This window comes from Citrobacter sp. Cpo109, assembly GCF_030332565.1.
Classification (GTDB): Bacteria; Pseudomonadota; Gammaproteobacteria; order Enterobacterales; family Enterobacteriaceae; genus Citrobacter; species Citrobacter portucalensis.
Window position 1 is genome coordinate 50,879 of the sequence record NZ_JAOWHQ010000055.1, and the last position, 21,706, is coordinate 72,584.

Here is a 21,706-nt window from a genome sequence, read left to right on the forward strand (position 1 = left end):
CAAAAGTTGTCACCCACCGGCAATGCCAGCGGGGATTTTTGGCTACACGCGCTCTAAGTTACAGTTGCTTTCAAGTGACACTTTTGTAGAAGAGTTGTATGCCTTATCTAAAATCACACCTTTAGTATGAATCTATAGAAGATTTTTACGTGATCTAAAGCCTATAATTCATTGAATTTTATGAATATTATTTGTTTTGGGTAAACAGGGCCTTGCTTTATCGTATTACTTGATTCCGCTACATACATCCTTGTGAAACTGGGAAATAGATTGTATGTTATTTGTGTGAATAGGATCTTTTAAAGTAAATTCTGACTATATTTCAAGTAAATTCGGTTTATATGGAGATAAATATGGATGCTATGTTAAATAGCCTTAAGCTTGCAAATTCAGCTAACGAATTCATAAGCGATGAAACGTATGAACGCCTCAAAAGATTGATTTCAACAGGTAATGCCATTGTATTTGTAGGTGCAGGTTTTTCAAAAGAATCAATAAACATAATTGGAAGCACCCCACCTTTAGCGAAAGATCTCGCTTTGCGAATTTCAAATAAGTCAGCAAACTATTTAAAAGAAATCGGTGCCGACTCTCATTATATTGAAGAAATTAAGCAATGTGATGATTTAATGGTGGCTTCAGATTTCTTTCTTAATAATATCCCTCAAAAAGACGAACTTCTACAATTACTTAAAGAAAATTATACAATTAAAGATGTTACGCAAGAGCAGATGGATATCTTCAGCATGAAGTGGCGAAGGATATACACTACAAACTATGACAATGCTATTGAACTTTCTTTGATTAAATCAGGAAAATCGGTCACTCCTCTAACGCTCGAAGATGCACCAAATCAGTACAAGTCAGCTGAAGATATCTGCCTCCACATTAATGGAAGAATTGAGCGTTCAAAAGAAAGCGATCTTGATTCTGCTATAAAACTGACAACATCATCCTATCTATCTCCGGAGCAGTTCCTAACATCGAACTGGTATAGGCAGTTTAAAGCCGATATAGACAATGCAAGTGCTATAGTTTTTCTTGGGTATTCGATGTATGACATTGATATTCAGAAAATTTTCTTTAATGATTCCTCTATTAAAAGTAAAACCTTTTTTATTACTAGGGAAGGCACCACCAAATTCCAAAATTATAAGTTAGCCATGTTTGGGGAAGTGATAAATATTGGTGTGAACGCCTTTTCTCATATTGCTGCCAAGTGCATTGAAGAATCACATCAAGACAAAGAAGTTGGTTTAATAAATTCTTTAGAGCTCTATATTCCTGGGGAGGAACATGAGGAAATAAGAGATAGTGACATCGCCAATTTTATGATCTTTGGGAAAGTCAACGATCGATATATAGATGAAGTCACTCTCAATGATAACATGCAAGACAAGATAATTTTACGTGAAGAAGTTAGTAAGATTATTTATCATATTGAAACAGAACATGATATTTTAATTGCCAGCGATTTAGGTAATGGCAAAAGTATAATGACTCGAATGTTAATGTCGAAATTATCAAGGAAAGGATATCTGTGTTTTTATTATTTATATAATGAATTTAGCTTCAGTAAGGACATTGAACGATTATCCAGGTTGGGTCAAAAAGTTATTATTTTCATAGATGATTATAGTAACTGCATTGATGATACTCGTTATGCCATAGAAAATCGTATGGACAATATACAGCTTGTACTGACCACGCGTCATTTTGGCTATGAAAATACTAAGCAACATTTACTAACGATGGATATGAGCAGTTTTAAAACTCATAGCGTCGATTATTTATCAGATTCCGAAGTTGATAATTTCGTACATATAGTTGATCACTTGGGGGGATGGGGCGAAAAAGCAGGGCTATCTAGGCATGAAAAATTATCAGAACTTGATGAAAATGCGAGGAGCCAACTTTCGTTCTTGCTATTATCGATCCTCAAATCGGAAGCCATACAATCTAGAATTCGAGAAATATCTAATCTTGCACTGAATGAAAAAGAATATAAAGAAACAGTTTTTGCCATTCTATTATTAGATGTCATAGGTCTCCCATTGGTAAGATCTTTAATTTCAGATGTGGCGGTCAATGAAAAAATTTATAGTGCGGAGTTTACCGAAAATGAAGGCGTTAAAAACTTATTCATCATAAGTAATGGCATGGTTAAGACTAAATCTAGCACGTTGTCTAGATTCCTAATAGCGAATATTTTTGAACATAAATATGTTGTTAATCAACTACTTAAAGTTATTGAGCACTTGTATGTTATTAATAAAGATGCAAAAGATAATAGATTACAAACTTTGATTACTTCTTTACTGAGATTCTCTATTATTGAAAAGTTTCTCCCACAAAGGCGTGTGGAAATAAATTATTTTTATGAGAAAGTTAAACATATTATCCCTAATCTAATAAATGATCCGCATTTCTGGGTGCAATATGCAATGTCCATGATACCATTCAAAGACTATCCAAGTGCTGATAGATATTTAGCCACTGCCTATTCCTTGGCTGCAAGAAAAGATAACTATCATACAAAAAACATTGATACACAGCGTGCAAGATTACATCTTTTGGTCTCTCTTACAAAAACTGGGAATGAAGCATTCCTTGAGTTTGAGGCCGGTGATAACCTTATACGAATTATACCAAATGATATTTATAAATACCGTCAGGTGCTTAGATATAGGGACATATATGAAAAAGTTTACCCAACATTTAATGCTAAACAAAAGGTATTTTATGAGCATGCTGTAAAACGTATTATAAAAGAATCAGAAAGCCCTGAGTTGGTTGAGGATTTAACTTATAAAATTGGTGTGAATTGGCTTGATAAGTTGCGTGGCAATTTAAAAATGATCGTGGAAAACATACAGGAAAACAGACCTAAAGGTAAAAAATAATTCTTGATTAGAGCCTGTTTCTTACAGGCTCTAATGTTTTAGTCGGTTTAGAAGAAACTAATCTTAAGAAAATGCGTTGACTATATGGAACAAATCATTGGGGGTACTTTTGGGGGTATCACTCTCGTCAATGAAATAAAAATCATTAAAAAACAACAGAGTTTGTTTTATGTTTCGTTCCTATTATCACCATTTCAAGCTCTTCCCAAGTCTACCGAAATCAACGCAAACCCCGTTTACTGCGGTTTTCAGCTCGCATATTATTTTCCGGGTAACCTGCACCACGTTCTCCGCATCGCCATTCTTGGTTGGTAGTTCAGAGCCCGTTAATCAGGCCTCGTCGAAATGGCTGATAATATCGAGCGGCCCTGTGCCAGGGCCGATTCGTTTACTGAGCAGATTCAGCAGGATGTAAATGCAATACGCTTTAAGCCCTCTACCGCTTTTTCGAGGTAGGCGCGTGGGCATCCCATGTTCAGGCGGATAAAACCATTTCCAGCAGGACCAAAGCCATTTCCCATTGAAGGCGCAATACCGGCAACATCAAGCATTACCCATTTGAGCTGCTCATCATCCAGTCCAAGCGCTTTGCAATCTATCCACAGCAGATACGTTGCCTGGGAAGGAACAACCCGAGCCCATGGGAGATATTCATCAATTTGTTGAATAAACCAGCGTCGATTTTCAGCCAGATAGCCAAGTAAATCGTCTAACCATGGTGCGCCATGTTGCCATGCAGCCGTACTCGCCTCGACGGATAGCGCATTAAATACATCCAGTCCATGCGCATCCAGACGGCGTAAAAAGTGTTCACGCAATGCCGGTGCCGGTATCAGAAAATTAGCAATACGCAATGTCGACAAACCAAACGTTTTACTGGCTGAAGTAGCTGAAATTACACGCGAATGCCAGCGTTCTCCCAGATGCAGAACTGAAGTAAATTGTTCTCCAGGAAGCAATAAATCTGCCCATATCTCATCAGACAGCAACGTCACATCATAGGTCTCGCATAGCGTAAGTAGCTGTTCCAGCTCTGGTGCAGTCCAACAACGACCGGTTGGATTATGCGGATTACATAAAATCATCAACGGCGGACGTTCAGTCCGGAATAACATTTCCAGGTGAGCAAAATCCATTTGATAACCGGTAGCCGGGTCCTCATTCAACGGATTTTCCAGCAGCTGTCTGCCGTTCAGAGAGATAATTTTAGCGAATGAACCATAATAAGGCCCCTGAACGACCACGCCTTCACCGGGTTGACTCAGCATTTGTACGAGTAGCGATAATCCCGGAACAACACCTTCAATACTGCAGATCCACTCTTGCTTGATTTCCAGCTGATGCCGGGTTGAGAACCATGAAATTAATGAATCAAAGTAGCTTTGTGGTCGTTCGCTGTAACCAAAAATACCGTGCCCTACGCGGTGAGTTAAAGCCTCCTGAACAGCGGGCGGGCAAGTAAAGTCAAAATCAGACACCCACATGGGCAACAGTTGATGTGTATCCTCGCCGAAATATCGCGCCATAAAGTCCCATTTCAGCGAGGCGGTATCGTGGCGATCGATAATCTTATTAAAATCCATTACATGCTCTCCCTATTCTGTTGCCGTGATATTTTTTTCTGTTTCTGTCACTGAAGGCGCCTTCGCAATACCGATTCCCGTGAAACCGTAAATCAAGGCGAAGAAGATTGAGGCATAGCACTGAATCGCCCATGGCAATAAATCCAGCGTGCTCACTCCTAATGTCGTGGCCATATAAACTCCGGCAGCTGTCCACGGCAACAACGGCTCAATAACGGTGCCAGCGTCTTCAATGGTGCGGGACAGATTTTTGGTATCCAGTCCCATACGACGGTATGCGTCTTTAAACAGTTCAGCTGGAACCAGAAGAGCCAGCTTGCCGTCGCTTGTGGCTCCGGTCACCAGAAGGGTGGTACCAATGGTTGCCGCAATTAACTGACCGACACTGTGAATGACCGTCAGTAAGCGGTTAATGATAATGTTGAGCGCGCCGGTTAACGTTAAGGCACCGGCAAAAGAGAATGCGCAAAATACCAGAAGGATAGTGCTCATCATTGAGAACATTCCGCCGCGGTTCAGCAGGCGCGGAACATCAGCAATAATGCCCTCACTCCCTTGCGGGAACATAGTAATGTTGAATCCATCTATAAAGGCATCCAGTCCCTGCTTGATGCTGAGTCCTTGCATGACAACGCCCAGAATCAGGGCTAATACGCATGCACTCAGCATTAAAGGAATGACCGGCTTTTTACGAATCGCGCCCCACAACACAATAACCGGCGGCAAAATCAGAATGATATTGAAGTGGTATAGCGACTCCAGAGCGTTGACAATATCGGTAACCCGTTGCGGCGTGGCGACCTCGCCGAGCATATTGCTGTGGCCGGCAATAAGATAAACCACGGCGGCAAGCAGAAAGCTGGGAATAGTGGTCCACAATAAGTGCTGGATATGCTCGAAAAGGGTGGTATCTGCAACAATGGCCGCAAAGTTGGTGGAGTCTGACAGCGGCGATATCTTGTCACCGAAGTAAGCGCCAGAAACAACGGCACCTGCCGCTGCTGCCATCGAGACATCCAGTCCGGCGGCAACGCCCATCAATGCTACGCCAACCGTTCCGGCGGAACCCCAGGAGGTTCCGGTACACACCGATACGACGCTGGTCAAAAAGAAGGCGGCGATGAGAATGTATTCGGGGCTGATGAGTTTCAGTCCCCAGTACACCATGTAAGGAATGGTGCCGCTGAACATCCATGTACCAATCAGTCCGCCAACACAGATAAGAATCATGATAACTGGCATTGCTTTGGCGAGTTTATCAACCACCGAATTAATGATGTCTTCCCAGCAATACCCTTGCCACCAGGCCATGCCCGCGGCGACTGCAGCAGAACATAGCAACAAGGGCTCAATACGTAGCCCCATGATGCCGTAGCCAATAATTAGCAGCAGTAGCATGGCTAAAATAGGGATCACTGCCAGTCCAAATGAGAGTGTTTTTTTCTGATTTTGAGAGGCATTCATTCATGAATCTCCAGTCTGTAAGGTCGCTCAAGAGTAGAGAACACCCTTTTGCCTGACTGTGATCGCTCATTGGCCCTCATGTAAGCGATTACATGAAGACGTTAAACTTGAAGTCGATCACAATTCAGGGGCTTGACGATTTACGCATTGATTTCAGAGAGAGGGGGAAGAACAGAATCGCGGATCACTAAATCCGCAGTGAAACTATTCACGCTGGGACGCTGAGTTGCGCCCTTAAAAAGCTGTATCGCCAGCTGCGAAGCGCAGCGAGCCATGCGCTCAACGGGATAATGCATTGTTGTCAGTGCGGGGTAGAGATAGCGAGCCATCACCACATCATCAAATCCAACGATCGAAAGCTGCTGCGGAAGTGTAATTCCCTGCTGATGGAGGATGCGCATAATCCCGGCGGCCATTACATCATTAAAAGTCACCGCTGCGGTGAAAGGAATGCCGCAATTAAGCAGCTGGTGTGCAGCGCGTTCGCCACCCTCTTCATTGAAGGGCACGCTAATCACCCAGTTTTTATCTGGCGTAATGCCATATTCAGCCAGCGCCTGGCGATAACCTTCCAGCCGCTCACGGCGATCGATAATCGGTAAATCACTTGTCACGCAGGCAATACAACGGTGCCCCTGTTCCAGGAGATGTAGCGTGGCTGTTTTAGCTGCTTGACTATTTTCCAGCCACACGCAGCGGTTGGCCATCCCGGCAATATAGCGGTTCACGACCACCATGGCAGGAAAATGAGCGGCATATCTCAACAGTTCCTTTTCAGAAAGCCTACTGGCATGGACCACAATAGCTTCACAGCCCTGGTTTATCAGGAAATCGAGTCCTGATTTTTCCATTCCTTCATCGTGGCCACCGCTGCATACCATCAGCCGAAATTGCTGCTGGCGTGATACTTCTTCCACGCCTCGGGCAAGCCTGGCAAAAAAGGGATCGGCAAGGTTGCCGGTCAATAACCCGAGCATGTCACCGCTGCGTTTCGCTAATGCAATAGCGGCGGCATTGCGATGATAGTTCAGTTCGCGCATGGCTTTTTCAACACGCTCACGCGTCACGGGTTCAACCCATGCGGTTTGATTAATAACACGTGAAACTGTTGCGGTGGACACTCCCGCTAACTCTGCAACATCCTTTATCGTTGCCATGCTGGCTCTTTACCTTTTTGATTCTTAAGAATTTGCTTATCGCTGGTTTTTTTTCCTTATCTTATTCAGGTTGGGGGGATTTGTCACCGAGACATCCTCTGAGTATATCTACTCAGAGGTTTATTTTTAGTACTGAATAATTAAATACTATCCTGAGTATTATTATCCTTACATTTGATATTCGATCATCCCGCTCTTTTTGGCCACCCAGTCATACAGACGTTGTCCACGGAGATTGGTTTCATGCGTATGCCAGTATAATCTTGACGCGTGGTGTTTTTTGGCTTGTTGTTGGACATACTCGATAAGTTGTTTACCGATGTGTTGACCGCGTACATCTTCGCTAACAAATAAATCTTCGAGATAGCAATAATTTGATTCTGCCCAGGTTGAGCGGTGAAAGAGATAGTGCACCAGTCCCACTATTTTCCCATTATATTTGGCTACAGCACAATAAACAGGTTCGCTCGGGGTAAGGAAACGCTCCCACGTTAATTTTGTTACTTCATCTGAAATTTTAGTGCGATAAAATGTTTGATAGTTTATCCATAAAGGAAGCCAGCTGGCGTAGTCTTTTTGTTCTGCACTTTCAATAGTAACGGTATTCATGTTAATCATATATATCCTGATATTTTATACGAGTAATGTGTTAGTATGATGATACTAAGAACTTTATAAATTCTCGTAAAGAGACACTTTCGATATATTGATAGGATCCACTTTTAGTATAAAGGTTAATACAATGAAGAAAAACAATGCGCCTTTATTTCAAGGATTTGTTTTAGGAAAAGGCGCGGTTAAGGAGCAGGTTTACCACATCCTCCGCGATCACATCCTCGAAGGGCGATTGCCGCCAGGAACAAAAATGCCGTCAACCAGGGCATTGTCCGAGATGATGTCAATTTCACGAAACTCAGCGATCGCCGGTTATGACAGGCTATTAGATGAAGGGTATATCCTGACCCGTAAAGGGTCTGGAACATATGTCTCACATAATATTCCGGATCGGAGTATCAGCAATATCTATCCAAAGATGGCGTCGGGGGACGTCGTCTCGCCTGGTGAACAGGTTCATAGCCGAAATAATCCTGTTCGCGATTTATGGTCAAATGAGTATGAAGGGCGCGGCATGAACCGCCTATTTGCGGTTGGTGTCGGGTGTACGGATCTCTTTCCGCATGCGTTATGGGGAAAGCTACTGCAACGTGTCTGGAGACAATCCCGGCATCAACTGGGGGCTCACACTCATCCTTGCGGGTACCTTCCTTTGAGAAAAGCGGTTTGCCGCTACATTAAAACAACGCGTGGAGTGAACTGTAACGAAGATCAAATAATCATCGTAAATGGTATTCAACAGGCATTGAACATTACTGCGCGAGCATTGCTAACGGCAGGAAGTGACGTTTGGCTGGACGACCCGGGTTACAAAGGCGCTCGCGGAGCCTTCATGTCTGTTGGCGCGATGGTGAGGCCGGTACCGGTAGATAGCGAAGGAATGAACGTCCGCTATGGTATTGATCATTTTCCTGACGCTAAGCTGGCCTATGTCGTCCCGTCGGATCAATATCCATTAAGTGGAACGTTGAGTTTATCCCGACGTTTTGAGTTGCTGGAATGGGCGAAGTCGAATCAGGCCTGGATATTTGAAGATGACTATAATAGCGAGTTCCGTTATGCCGACCGTTCTTTACAAGCCCTGCAAGGATTAGATCAGAATCAACGCGTAATCTACGCCGGAACATTTTCTAAAATGATGTACCCGGAATTTCGTTTAGGTTTTTTAGTTGTCCCGCCGGGTTTACAAGAACAGATTATGGTGACGAAATATTTCTCCGATCTTGGCACCAGTTATCTTGAGCAGGCTGTGATGGCGAGTTTTATAGAGGATGGTCACTATGCCAGTCATGTGCGCCGAATTCGTAAGACATGCTATGAAAGAAGAACTGCGCTGGTGAATGCTATTCAAGAATACCTGGCTGATAAAATGATTGTGCAGCCTTCTGACTCTGGCGTCCATATTGTGTGCTGGCTACAAAACGGATTAACCGGAAATGAAGTTGAGGAGCAAGCCAGATTACTAGGGATGGGAATACTATCACTAAGTCGTTATTACCAGAGCGATGTCTCACGACAGGGGATTTTGATTGGTTTTGCAAATCATCCGGTAGAGGCAATTGTTGATGGGATTCGCCGTTTGGCTCAGGTTATTTAAATTATAATTTATTCCGCTATTAGCATTAATGCAGTAAATACGTTTCTTTCGCTACGTGTAAAAATGCAGAGCCTGCTTTTTGTACAATTAAATAGTGTGGATCCGTTAAAAACACGCATTGTGGTTCTTTTGGGCCGCTCAGTTTGATCATACCCTGCGCTGGTTTAGTTCTGTTTTGTAAGGGGTACAGATATGCCGGGCGTCTTTAATCAATTCCAACAACCCGTAGGTATGACTTTGTCTGACTGGAAAGGCGCACCCTTTCCACAGGCTCAGCAAATTACAGGTCGCTATTGTAAGCTTGAACGCATTAACGCCAAACGCCATGCAAAAGAGTTGTATGAAGCGTACTGAGAATCAAGCGATTGTCGTGACTGGACATATCTGGCGGTCGGACCTTTTGAAACTTTTGATGCCTTCCAGGTTTATTTAAAAAAGGCGGAAGAACAGACAGATCCGATGCATTTTGCTGTGATCGATTTAACCAGTATGAAACCTGTTGGTACGTTTGCTCTTATGCGGATTGATCCCGCAAATGGCGTGATCGAGGTTGGCCATGTTTCCTACTCCGTACGCATGAAACGTTCGCGAATCTCAACGGAAGTCATCTTATTGCTTTTAAAGTACGTTTTTGAGGATCTGGGCTATCGCCGTTTTGAATGGAAATGTGATGCCTTCAATGCGCCTTCCCGTGGGGCGGCGGAGCGCTTTGGCTTCAGTTTTGAAGGCATATTTCGTCAGGCTGTCGTCACGCGGGGTCGTAATCGAGATACCGCATGGTACTCAATCATCGACGGAGAGTACCCAACACTCCGTCCTGCCTACGATTTGTGGCTTGATGAGCGTAATTTCGATAACCAGGGACGGCAGATAAAGCGCCTTGGAGAGCTGATGGAAAGGGGATAAAAGCTCCCCGAATAAACCGGGGAGCCAGAAAGCGTAGCGTACGCGCAGAATTATTTCTGCCGCGACTCCAGCCAGACCAGCGCCAGCGTGGAGAGTGCGCACATCAGCAGAATGCCGACAAACCAAAACAGATACCACATCGTACGGTCCTCCCTAGTAAAGTTCGTGATTGTGGCGGCGGATCGTTTCTACATTGATTCGTCCCAGCATTTTGTAATAACTCCACACGGTATAAAGCAGAACGATTGGTAGAAAAATCAGCACAATAACCAGCATGATACTGAGCGTCATCTGGCTGGAGGTACTGTCCCACACCGTCAGGCTGGAGAGCGGATACGCGCTTGAAGGCATCACAAACGGAAACAGGGTGATTCCGGCGGTGAAGATCACGCAGGCCTGGGTCAGTGAAGCGCACAAAAATCCCCATACGGCCCGACGTTGCCCGCAGGCATAGATCGCGAGCATCGGGAAAATCATGCCAAGCAGCGGAATAATTAACAGCAGTGGTGACTGATAAAAGTGCGCCATCCACGCGCCCGGTGAGGTAGTTACCATTTTTAATAGCGGGTTGGAGGGACCATTAGGATCCTGGCTAAGCAACACATAGCCGTCGATCCCCGTCCATAGCCAGTAACCGGCTAACAGAAAGCAGAGCACGACCAGCATCGCGCTGCGACGGGTAGCAGAAAGCGCGCGTTGATGAAGAATGCCGTCGGTTTTCAACTGGAGCCACACGCCCCCTTGCAGAATAACCAGCATCAGGCTTAATGCACCGCATAGCAGGGCAAAAGGAGAAAGCAACTGCCAGAAGGTGCCGAGGTATTGCACATGAAGCTGCGACGTGAACACAAAAGGCACCCCTAAAAACAGGTTGCCGAATGCGACGCCGAAGATAACCGGGGGGACCAGGCTCCCGATAACCAACCCGGCGTCCCACATGACGCGCCAGCGTGCATTAGCAATTTTACCGCGATAATCAAAGGCCAACGGGCGAAAGAAAAGGGCGCACAGCACCAGGATCATCGCTACATAAAACCCCGAAAATGCGGCGGCATAGACCCGCGGCCAGGCCGCGAATAATGCACCGCCCGCCAGAATGAGCCACACCTGGTTACCTTCCCAGTGCGCCCCGACGCTATTGATTAACACCCGACGCTCATCATCGTTACGCGCGATCAGCGGCAACAGGCAGCCGACCCCCATATCAAACCCGTCAGTGACCATAAAGGCCACCAGAATGATGCCAATCAGCAGCCACCAAATGAGCCGCAACGTTTCATAATCCAACATGATTGTCTCCTTTATCCCTGTTGTTGCGCTGGTTGCTGGTTATGCATTGCATCTGGGCCAAGGCGCGCGTATTTCTGCATCAGGTAGACTTCGGCAATTAAAAACAGGGTGTAAAGCGTGAGAATGAGTCCCATGGAGAAGGCCAGTTGGCCTGCGCTTAACGCGGAGTGGGCGTACCAGGTCGGCAAAATATCCTGAATCGCCCACGGCTGACGGCCAAACTCCGTCATAAACCAGCCAGCTTCGATGGCAATCCACGGGAGCGGCAGGCTCCACAGCGTCATGCGCAGTACCCAGCGATGCTGGTCGATACGCCAGCGTAAGGTCTGTATCAACGCAATCGCCATCACCAGTAGCAGCAGCGAACCGCATGCAATCATAATGCGAAAGCTCCAGAACACGGGGGCCACTTGCGGAATGGCGCCGCGTTGCGCGGCCTGATATTGCGCTGGTGTAACGTGGTTCATATCAGGCGCGTAGTTCGCCAGCAGGATGCCGTAACCCAGATCTTTCTCCACAGCGTGAAAAGCGTTCAGTACCTGAGGCGTGCGGTTACCTTTGGCAATTTCCTGCATCAGTAACCACGCCTCCCGGCCTCGCTGCAGGCGGGGGAGCGCGTCCGCCATCAGGTTTTTCAGCCCCGGAACCGGCGTATCTAAAGAGTGGGTCGCCAGAATACCCAGCAGGGCCGGTATCTTCACCGCGAAGGCGTTACGTTCTTGCTCCTGCTGCGGCCAGGCGATGACATGAAAGGGCGCGGGGGCCGGTTCGGTTTGCCATTCGCCCTCCATTGCCGCCAGTTTTACCGGCTGGAGCTGGGCGACCTCATAGGCTGAGCTATCACCCAGTTGTAGCGTGCCGAGGATAGCCAGCGTGCCAAAGACGGAACCCACCGCCAAGGAGCGCCGGGCGAACTCGCGATTGCGACCACGCAGCAAATACCAGGCGCTAATAGACATCACAAACATGGCGCCGGTGACATAACCGGACATCACGGTATGCACAAATTTTACCTGGCTGACGGGGTTAAAGACCAGCTCGCTGAAACTGCTCATCTCCATGCGCAGGGTATCAATATTAAAGTGAGCGCCTGTTGGATATTGCATCCAGCCGTTAGCGTTGAGGATCCACAGGGCCGAGATATTGGAGCCAAATGCGACCAGCCAGGTCACCAGCAAATGCTGGTACTTGTTTAAGCGCTGCCAGCCGAAGAAGAACAGCCCGACGAAGGTGGATTCAAGAAAGAAAGCCATCAAGGCTTCCATCGCCAGCGGAGCGCCAAAAATATCGCCTACATAGTTGGAATAGAGCGACCAGTTAGTACCGAACTGAAACTCCATGGTCAGGCCGGTTGCCACGCCGAGTGCAAAGTTAATACCGAATAACTTTCCCCAGAAACGCGTCATGTCGCGGTAGACTGTTTTGCCGGTCACCACGAACAGGGTTTCCATGATGGCCAGCAAAAAAATCAGCCCCAGCGTCAGGGGAACAAACAGAAAATGGTACAGCGCGGTCAGCGCAAACTGCCAGCGCGATAGGTCAATGACGTCCCACATGCTAACTCCATCAGGCATTAGAGAGTGAATAGGTAAGGAAGAAAACGCCAGACCCGCAGTAGAAAAGTACGCGGGTCTAAAGAGGGGGATCAGGCAGGCGGGCCGGATGCCAGCCAGCCGCAGACTTCATTCAGGCGCTCGAGCGAGTCGAGCAGATCTTCCGGTGCGGCCAACACCAGTTCCGGCAACGGACAGATCTCATAACTCTCAAGCAGAAGCCCTTTCAGGGTATCCAGACAGCGAACATGCCAGACATGGCGCAGCGCCGTGGCGTCGATTTGGCTCTCGCCGTAGCCGATGGTGCGGATTTGAATGTGCCCTTCGCCGCACAGGCGGGCAAGGAACAGGCGATCCGCGTCGCTAATCGGCAGTTGGGTGAGGTTAATGCTATGGGGTTGCGCTGCCGGATCGCGCACGTGCGCCAGCAGTTCCTGGGCCAGCGTCAGGCCATTCATCAACCCATCTATAGGCGGAGGCAGCAGGCTATCGTCCGGCAGCGTATTGATTGTTGCCGCCTGCCACAGCGCCCGTGGTGCGCTGCCTGCTTCCAGATGTTCCTGCCATTGCCCCTTGTTATTCTGACTACGCACCCGCCAGATACCGCAGAAAATCGACTCCTGAATCTCGCTCGCCCTGCCGTCAGCATGCTGAATGCGCACGGAAACTTCGCCTTCGCCAAGTAGCGTATTCAGAAAGGTGAGATCGTCTGCATTGAGCGCGGATAAATCCCATCCCAGTACGTCCTGTTTAGCGGGAATTCTCTGGGTGAGCTGGTGGCGCACATCGGCTAACAATGCCATCACCGCCGGGCTGTGCGGGCAGTTTTCCAGTGTTGCCATGCTGGGGTCGCTGTTGACCTGGCAGGTGAGGGGCAAGGGGTTCATGCTGAAGCTGTCATCACCCGGCTGCGTTCCTGGCCCCAGCAGATGAAAAAAGGAATCGCTCATCATGCAGACTCCGGCGGTATACGTTCTTCAACGAAGGGACGCATCAGGTTGAGCAGGTCGGCCCACGGGTGGATACCGCTGAGAATGCCGCGCAGCTCACCCTGGGTAAACACCAGGGTAGCCGGAAAACGGAACACGCCAAAGCGATCGCCGATCGCCTCGCTGTGTTCAAGATCCGCCATGGCGATGTGCCAGTCAAACTGGGGAAACTCGCGGAGCAACTCGGCAATCATGACCGGGTTATCGCTGACTTCCGGTGTACGGCGAGGATCGCTACTGAGCAGGATCACGCCATCACGCACGCGGGTTATCCAGTCATCCAGTTCAGATGCGCTCAGCGGTTGCCAGCCCTTAGCCAGCATTCGCTGCCATAGCGCAGAAAACGGTTGGTCATTCAACATGTTAATTATCTCTCCAGCGTTACGCGATACTGGCGAATACGCACGCCTTCATAGTTTTCCATCGACAGACAGTCATAGTTCAGGCAACGTGTTTCATCGCTTGTTTGTGGCGCAATGCCCCACGCGGCCAGTTGCGTAAGCGCGGCCTGTTCTGCCGCCGGGAGCTGAGCGCGCGCGATGTCGGTCAGGCTGCCGCCATAGTCGTCCAGCTGTACCGGTTGTAGTCCCACCAGAGCGATGTGCGCGGGGAGATGGCCGCGAATATCCGCCAGAGCCAGCACTTCAGAGAAGCTGTTCTGATGCAGACTCATTTTTTTGGCGCTGAGGTAACTCGGGACTTTGTCTCCGGCGTAAGTTTGCAAGGTTCCCGGCTCAAGTCCGTAGTCGATGGCGTCAAGCAGCAGCAAATGGCTGGCCTGCTCAACGTAGCCCAGCAGATTCAGTCCCTGCGTGCCGCCGTCAACAATCTCTACCGATTCTGGCCAGTGATAATGGGCGTACAGGCGCTCAGCGAGGCGAATACCAAACCCTTCATCTGCCCACAGCAGGTTGCCTAAGCCCATCACGATGACGTTAGGTTCGCTCATGACGCCTCCTTATCGTGCTGACCCTTGGGAAATTTATGGCTACGAAAGCCGTTAATCATGGTTGAGATGACGGTCTCGTCAGACATGATGTCCTCACGAATCGCCATATACACATGGCCTACGATGAAGGCGGCGATGAACCACATCCCTAACCGATGCCAGCTGTGGATATCGAGAGAGTTTCCGCCGGTCCAGTAGAAAAACTCCGTCACATAGCGGAAAGGGGTAAAAATGGCGTACTGGCTATGTTCGCTGTATAAGGCAAAACCGGTGAGGATCATAAAAACGGAAAGCAGGAAATAACCGCACATCGCCGCCTGCGCGATGGGGTTATGACCGATATCATCTCCCGGTTTTTTTTCCAGAAACAGATACCAGCGCACCACCGAAAACGCACCCTGCCACCAGCTGCGACGCCAGACCGGCACGATAAACAGCTCGCGTGAATAGCGATTACCAACGAAGGCCCAGTAAATGCGCATCAGCAGTATCACTGTGAACACCATGGCGGCGGCGAAATGTACCAGTCGGATGTCGCCCATGTAGAACAGATAAGTGGCCTCACCGCTGACCGACGGCAGCGGTCGGCCAATGAAGTATCCGGTCACCATCAACACCAACATGCAGCCCACCGTCAGCCAGTGCCACAAGCGTACTGGCGCTTCAAACACATAGTGGCTGGTGGCGGTATCACGCGCCTCCCCGACGCGTGGGGATGTTTTTCCAGTCATCGTTCCGTTCCTTAACGCTTAGCGAACCTGGACGGCGATAAGTTCGCTGCCGTCGTCGCCGAGTACGTGGGTTGAACATGCCAGGCAGGGGTCGAAGCTGTGCAAGGTGCGCAGGATCTCCAGCGGTTGATCCGGTATCGCCATTTGGGTGCCCATCAGCGCCGCCTCGTAAGCGCCAATTTGTCCCTTTGGATCGCGCGGGCTGGCATTCCAGGTGGTCGGCACCACGCATTGATACAGGTCGATCTTCTGGTCGCGAATCGATGCCCAGTGGCCTAATGCTCCGCGCGGCGCTTCGGTAAAACCGATCCCGCGACAGTGCTGCGGCCAGCTTTCAGGCTCCCACTTTTCGGTATTTGCGGTAGCCAGATTGCCGTTTTTCAGGTTGGTCATCAGCTTGTCGAAGAAATATTGCAACTTGCTCACGGCCCACTGCGCTTCGTGCGCGCGACACAGAATACGTCCCAGCGTTGATTGCATACCCGACAGAGGCAGCTTGAGGGCGGACATCATGCGGTCCACGGATTCAATCGTGGCGGCATCACCTTTGTGATAGGCAATCAGCGTACGTGCCAGCGGCCCAACTTCCATAGCGTGTCCCCGCCAGCGCGGGGCTTTAATCCACGAATAGCGTTCCTGTTCGTTGAGCTGCTTGATATCGGTATCGCTGCCTTTGACATCGCCCGGGTTATACCAGGGTTCAGTAATCCCTTCGAACGGATGACGACCTAATTGATCGTCCGGATAACGATACCAGGCATGATCGACAAACTCCTGAATTTGCTGCTGATCGTCCAGGTCCACCGGCATGACGTTGTTAAAATCACCGTTAATCACCGCACCGCCAGGCATCAACAGGCTCTTCGCGCTGAAGTCATTGGCGATATCCGGGAACGCGCCGTAGCTTAAGACGCACTTATTAGAAAGCCCGGTGCCAATCTGGCTCCAGGGTTTATTGAACTGGCCGATAGCCAGCGCGTCAGGCACCATGACGTTGTTGATGAAGTCGGCGGTGCGGGTGATGATCGACTGCACCAGGTTCAGGCGTTCCATATCGACTGCGCCTACCGCGCCGCTCTGATCGATATTGATAGCGCACGGCATCCCGCCGACAATCCAGTTCGGATGCGGATTCTTACCGCCAAACACCGTATGGATTTTGATGATCTCGCGCTGAAAATCGAGCGCTTCCAGATAGTGGGCAAAGCCCATCAGGTTGGCCTCTGGCGACAGCTTGTACTGCGGATGTCCCCAGTAACCGTTGCGGAAAATCCCCAACTGACCGCCTTCGACAAATTTCTTCAGGCGATTTTGAACGTCAAAGAAGTAGCCTGGAGAAGACATCGGCCAGGCTGAAAGGCTTTGTGCCAACTGCGATGTGGCGCGCGGGTCTGCTTTCAGGGCATTCAGTACGTCAATCCAGTCCATTCCGGCTAACTGGTAAAAGTGCACCAGATGGTCGTGGCACCACAGCGTCGCCAGCATAATATTGCGAATGATGTTGGCGTTGTCGGGCACCTTGATGCCAATAGCATCTTCAATGGCATAGACCGAAGCGAGCGCATGTACGCCGGTGCACACTCCGCAAATTCGTTCGACAAATGCCCAGGCATCGCGCGGGTCGCGCCCCTGTAGAATGATCTCCAGCCCGCGGAACATGGTGCCGCAGGAAACCGCGTTGGTGATGATGTTCTGCTCATTAATGTTCACTTCACAACGCATATGGCCTTCAATGCGCGTGATGGGGTCGACAACCAGGCGGCGACCGGCATTATTGACCGTATATCCCTGGGTTTGATACGAATTGCTCATGCCTGTTTATCCTTATTGTCTGGAGACTGTTGTCCGGCGTCGGCTAGTTGCTGTTTGTGGCGGTGGTGTTGATTGACGGCGCTGGCGACTGCGTGAACACCGACACCGGCCGCCACGACGCCTAGCGCGGTGAGGCCAACGGTATCGGCGGTTGAATGCGTCCCCATTTGTGGAATATCAACCACGCGGCTGTAGAACGAACCGCGATCCCAGAAGCCGTTTTCCGAACATCCCAGACAACCGTGGCCGGACTGGATGGGGAAGGAAACGCCACCATTCCAGCGGGTGGTGGAACAGGCGTTATAGGTGGTTGGCCCTTTGCAACCCATTTTGTACAGGCAATAGCCTTGGCGGGCGGCGTCATCGTCCCAACTCTCAACGAACTCCCCGGCGTCAAAGTGGGCGCGGCGGTAGCATTTGTCGTGGATACGCTGACCATAGAACATCAGCGGACGACCCAGACGGTCGAGTTCAGGCAACCTTCCAAACGTCACCAGGTAGGTAATGATGGCGCTCATGACATCCGGAATCGGCGGGCAGCCGGGCACTTTCACGATCGGCTTATCGGTGATCACCTTATCGATTGGTGTCGCCTGGGTGGGGTTAGGCCGGGCAGCCTGCACGCAGCCCCAGGAGGCGCAGGTTCCCCAGGCGATAATCGCGCTGGCACCTGCCGCGGCTCTTTTTAGCTTTTCAATAAAAGGACGCCCGCTGCTGATGCAAAACATCCCTTGCTCGCCCAGTGGAGGATTACCTTCGACTGCCAGAATATATCGGCCGTGGTAGCGGCTCAGAATGTCTTCAAATACCTCTTCGGCCTGCGTTCCGGCGGCGGCCATCAGCGTGTCGTCGTAATCGAGGGAAATCAGGGAGAGGATGACGTCTTTGGCAAGTGGGTGAGAGGAGCGGATAAATGATTCGGTGCAGCAGGTGCATTCCAGCCCGTGGATCCAGACTACCGGGATCCGGGGTTTGTTCTCCAGCGCCCATGCAATTCTGGGCGTCATTCCGGCTCCCAACCCCAGCGATGTAGCGGCGAGGCTACAATATTTGAGAAAACTGCGTCTGCTTACGCCTTTGCGACGCATCGCCTGATAAAAGGTCTCCTCGTTATTCGTATTCATAACACGCGTTTCTTCCCCCGTTGAGTTCTGGCGCATGCCGCCAGCGATATCTAAAAAAGCGTATCCGATCGGAAGGGAGAAACAATGCAAAGAGTGTGGTTATGTCCTATTGCGGTATTTTCGTACCTGTTATCTGTTTTTCGCTTTCCAGGAATAAAAAAACGCACAGGGGGGACCGCCCTGTGCGTCGGGTTTATCGCGGAAGAACTTAAACCCCAAGGCGATCGCGTAAGCTGTAATATGCCGCCCCCATGGCGGTAAACGGAATGCGCAGGCTGCGGCCTCCCGGGAACGGGTAGTGCGGCAGTTTGGCGAACGCGTCAAAGCGCTCGGCATCCCCACGCAGCAGTTCGGAAATCAGGCGTCCTGCAAGGTGAGTACAGGTCACGCCGTGGCCGCTGTAGCCCTGCATATAGTAGATGTTGGTATCAAGACGGCCGAACTGCGGCATGCGAGACAGCGTTAACAGGAAATTACCGGTCCAGCGGAAATCAATTTTTACCCCCTGTAATTGCGGGAAGGTCTTCAGCAGTTTCGGCATCACCAGACGCTCAATATCATCCGGATCGCGAGCGCCATAGACTACACCGCCGCCGTACAGCAGGCGGTTATCGCCGGTCAGACGGTAGTAATCGAGCAGGTAGTTACAATCTTCCACGCAGTAGTTTTTCGGGATTAGCGAGCGCGCCATCTCCGCCGACAGCGGTTCGGTGGTTAATACCTGCGTGCCGCACGGCATACTGCTTTTTGCCAGCGCAGGCTCCAGTTTGTCTCCGAGGTAGGCGTTGCCCGCGACGATCACAAAGCGGGCTGTCACCTGACCTTTTTCAGTGCTGATCACTGCAGGGCTGGTGTGCTGAATACGGGTGACTGGCGACTGTTCGTAGACGCGTCCGCCGTTCAGACGAATGGCGTTAGCTTCGCCAATCGCCAGGTTCAGCGGGTGAATATGACCACCGCTGTGGTCGAGCAGCGCGCCGACATAACGATCGCTGCTGACTTCGCGACGAATTTCACTGCTGTCTAACAGTTCAAGCTGCGTGTTGCCGTAGCGTTCCCAGTTCGACTTCTGCTCTTCCAGCGTTTCCATCTGTTTGTGGTTCAGCGCTACAAACAGCCCGCCGGGACGATAATCGCATTCGATCTGATAACGCTTGATGCGTTCGCGGATGATATTGCCGCCTTCAAACATCATTCCACCGAGCATTTTAGCGGCGTCCGGGCCATAGGTACGTTCGATAACGTCGATATCGCGACTGTAGGAGTTCACCAACTGACCGCCGTTACGTCCGCTGGCCCCGAAACCAATACGCGCGGATTCCAGTAGCACCACGTCGTAACCCATTTCCGCTAAATGCAGGGCGGAGGAGAGTCCGGTATAACCACCGCCCACCACGCAAACATCACAGCTAACCGATTCGCTAAGGGTCGGAAACGGTTCGTACTGATTGGCGCTTGCGGCGTAATAACTGCTGGTATGTTCAGTCATGATTAAGACTCCAGGGAGATCCAGATGGTTTTCAGTTCGCTAAATTTTTCCAGCGCATGCAGGGATTTATCGCGTCCGTTACCGCTTTGCTTATAACCGCCGAACGGCACGGTCATATCACCGTCGTTGTAGTTATTCACGAAGACTGAGCCGGCTTTCAGGCGACGGCTCATACGGTGGGCGCGCGATAAATCACGGGTCCAGACTGCGGCGCCGAGGCCGTAGTCACTGTCGTTGGCTAACGCCAGGGCTTCGGCTTCACTGCTAAAACGGGTGACGACCAGTACCGGGCCGAAGATTTCATCGCGGCTGACGTGGGCCTGCGGTGCGGTATCGACAAAAATAGTCGGACCGATAGCGGCCGGATGTACGTGGCTGCGGCCATCCAGCGCCAGCATGCCTTGCGCTTCACCGTCGCGAATAAAACCGTGCACGGTGTCGGCATGCGCATTGTCGATAAGCGTGCCCATCGTGGTTTCCGGATCCAACGGGTTGCCAGGCTGCCAGTTTTTCGCCTGCTCTTTCAGCAGGGCGATGAACTCGTCGGCAATGCTCTCTTCCAGCAGCAGACGCGTACCGGCGATACAAACCTGGCCCTGGTTATAGAAGATACCTGCCGCTGCATTAGCGGCGGCTTTCGGCAGATCCGGACAGTCGGCAAACACGATATTGGCGCTTTTACCTCCGGCCTCCAGCCAGACGCGTTTCATGTTGCTGTCGCCAGCGTCTTTGAGCAGTTGCTTGCCGGTACGGGTCGAGCCGGTAAAGGTGATCACATCAACATCCGGATGCTGTGACAACGCCTGGCCCGCTTCGTGACCATACCCGCTAACAACGCTGAGAACGCCATCGGGCAAACCTGCTTTTTTAGCCAGCGCAGCCAGGCGAATGGCGGTCAGCGGTGATTTTTCGGAAGGCTTGAGGATCACGCTGTTGCCCGCTGCCAGTGCCGGGCCGAGTTTCCAGCAGGCCAGCAGCAGGGGAAAATTCCACGGTACTATGGCCGCAATCACGCCCACCGGTTCGCGCACAATCAGTGCCAGATCGTTCACCGAGGTGGTGGCAACTTCGCCATAGACTTTATCTATAGCTTCGGCATACCAGCGGATGGCGCGTGCCGCGCCGGGAATATCATCACGCAGGCTATGGCGAATCGGTTTACCGGTATCGAGCGTTTCCAGTAGCGCCAGCTCCTCGTGATGCTGCTCCATTAAATCGGCGAGTTTGTGCAGTACCGCTTTGCGCTCTGCGGGTGAGGCTTGCGACCAGTCTCCGCGTTCAAAGACGGTACGGGCTGCGGTGACCGCGCGGTCCACATCCGCTTTTTTACCGCGGGCGACTTTAGCCAGAGGACGTTGTCCTGCCGGATCCAGCGTAATAAAGGTTTCGTTATCGGCGGCGGCACAATATTCGCCGTTAATAAATAAACGGGTCTCTGGTGAATAATGGCTGGCTTTCTCACGCCAATATTTAAGATTCTGAAATTTCATAGCTACTCCTTTTATATCAATAAGATAAAGTTCGTTGCTGATCTTTTTCAGGCA

The 21,706-nt window shown here is 50.1% G+C and carries 17 protein-coding genes and 1 pseudogene; 3 read left to right on the forward strand and 15 right to left on the reverse strand.

Annotated elements, in window-relative coordinates; genetic code table 11:
- The first annotated feature begins 353 nt into the window (after positions 1–353).
- A complete protein-coding gene (locus tag OGY71_RS08495; protein ID WP_200016268.1) occupies positions 354–2,903 on the forward strand; it encodes an SIR2 family protein in 2,550 nt (849 codons plus the stop codon).
- A 401-nt stretch (positions 2,904–3,304) separates the two neighbouring features.
- Here OGY71_RS08495 and OGY71_RS08500 read toward each other — a convergent pair whose 3' ends face one another.
- The 4 genes from OGY71_RS08500 to OGY71_RS08515 form a co-directional block, all read right to left on the reverse strand.
- Complete coding sequence (locus OGY71_RS08500; RefSeq protein ID WP_286613114.1) at positions 3,305–4,486, reverse strand: MalY/PatB family protein; 1,182 nt, start codon at positions 4,484–4,486, stop codon at positions 3,305–3,307.
- Between the two features lie 12 nt (positions 4,487–4,498).
- Positions 4,499–5,950 (reverse strand): Na+/H+ antiporter NhaC, encoded by a 1,452-nt coding sequence (nhaC, locus tag OGY71_RS08505; RefSeq protein ID WP_286613116.1) that lies wholly within the window; start codon positions 5,948–5,950, stop codon positions 4,499–4,501.
- A gap of 140 nt (positions 5,951–6,090) precedes the next feature.
- Positions 6,091–7,107, reverse strand: a complete 1,017-nt coding sequence (locus OGY71_RS08510; protein ID WP_286613118.1) for a LacI family DNA-binding transcriptional regulator — start codon at positions 7,105–7,107, stop codon at positions 6,091–6,093.
- 168 nt (positions 7,108–7,275) lie between these two features.
- Positions 7,276–7,725, reverse strand: coding sequence for a GNAT family N-acetyltransferase (locus OGY71_RS08515; protein WP_149334948.1), 450 nt, complete (start codon positions 7,723–7,725; stop codon positions 7,276–7,278).
- 124 nt (positions 7,726–7,849) lie between these two features.
- Between OGY71_RS08515 and pdxR the strand changes: the two genes are divergently transcribed.
- Both pdxR and OGY71_RS08525 read left to right on the forward strand, forming a co-directional pair.
- Positions 7,850–9,319, forward strand: coding sequence for a MocR-like pyridoxine biosynthesis transcription factor PdxR (gene pdxR / locus OGY71_RS08520; protein WP_286613120.1), 1,470 nt, complete (start codon positions 7,850–7,852; stop codon positions 9,317–9,319).
- A gap of 192 nt (positions 9,320–9,511) precedes the next feature.
- Positions 9,512–10,225 (forward strand): annotated as a pseudogene (locus tag OGY71_RS08525) (GNAT family N-acetyltransferase).
- Positions 10,226–10,275: 50 nt separating this feature from the next.
- On the opposite strand, the gene cbdX reads toward OGY71_RS08525, so the two are convergent.
- The 11 genes from cbdX to puuC form a co-directional block, all read right to left on the reverse strand.
- Entirely contained in the window at positions 10,276–10,365 is a 90-nt protein-coding gene (gene cbdX, locus OGY71_RS08530) for a cytochrome bd-II oxidase subunit CbdX (protein WP_003830863.1), read from the reverse strand.
- Positions 10,366–10,378: 13 nt separating this feature from the next.
- Complete coding sequence (gene appB, locus OGY71_RS08535; RefSeq protein ID WP_149334950.1) at positions 10,379–11,515, reverse strand: cytochrome d ubiquinol oxidase subunit II; 1,137 nt, start codon at positions 11,513–11,515, stop codon at positions 10,379–10,381.
- 11 nt (positions 11,516–11,526) lie between these two features.
- On the reverse strand, positions 11,527–13,071 hold the full coding sequence (gene appC / locus OGY71_RS08540) for a cytochrome bd-II oxidase subunit 1 (RefSeq protein ID WP_286613122.1): 1,545 nt from the start codon (positions 13,069–13,071) through the stop codon (positions 11,527–11,529).
- Between the two features lie 89 nt (positions 13,072–13,160).
- Positions 13,161–14,018, reverse strand: a complete 858-nt coding sequence (locus OGY71_RS08545; RefSeq protein WP_286613183.1) for a hydrogenase expression/formation protein — start codon at positions 14,016–14,018, stop codon at positions 13,161–13,163.
- Positions 14,018–14,419, reverse strand: a complete 402-nt coding sequence (hyaE, locus tag OGY71_RS08550; protein WP_149334951.1) for a hydrogenase-1 operon protein HyaE — start codon at positions 14,417–14,419, stop codon at positions 14,018–14,020. The genes OGY71_RS08545 and hyaE overlap by 1 nt, the downstream gene beginning before the upstream one ends.
- Positions 14,420–14,424: 5 nt before the next feature.
- Entirely contained in the window at positions 14,425–15,006 is a 582-nt protein-coding gene (gene hyaD / locus OGY71_RS08555) for a hydrogenase 1 maturation protease (protein WP_128612361.1), read from the reverse strand.
- Positions 15,003–15,737, reverse strand: a complete 735-nt coding sequence (gene hyaC, locus OGY71_RS08560; RefSeq protein ID WP_191221786.1) for a Ni/Fe-hydrogenase b-type cytochrome subunit — start codon at positions 15,735–15,737, stop codon at positions 15,003–15,005. The genes hyaD and hyaC overlap by 4 nt, the downstream gene beginning before the upstream one ends.
- Positions 15,738–15,755: 18 nt before the next feature.
- Positions 15,756–17,549, reverse strand: a complete 1,794-nt coding sequence (hyaB, locus tag OGY71_RS08565; RefSeq protein ID WP_003830872.1) for a Ni/Fe-hydrogenase large subunit — start codon at positions 17,547–17,549, stop codon at positions 15,756–15,758.
- Positions 17,546–18,673, reverse strand: coding sequence for a hydrogenase 1 small subunit (gene hyaA, locus OGY71_RS08570; protein ID WP_032934533.1), 1,128 nt, complete (start codon positions 18,671–18,673; stop codon positions 17,546–17,548). Before hyaA ends, hyaB begins: the two co-directional genes overlap by 4 nt.
- Before the next feature lie 208 nt (positions 18,674–18,881).
- Entirely contained in the window at positions 18,882–20,162 is a 1,281-nt protein-coding gene (locus OGY71_RS08575) for an NAD(P)/FAD-dependent oxidoreductase (protein WP_003830874.1), read from the reverse strand.
- Positions 20,163–20,164: 2 nt separating this feature from the next.
- Positions 20,165–21,652, reverse strand: coding sequence for an aldehyde dehydrogenase PuuC (puuC, locus tag OGY71_RS08580; protein WP_003830876.1), 1,488 nt, complete (start codon positions 21,650–21,652; stop codon positions 20,165–20,167).
- Positions 21,653–21,706 lie beyond the last annotated feature (54 nt).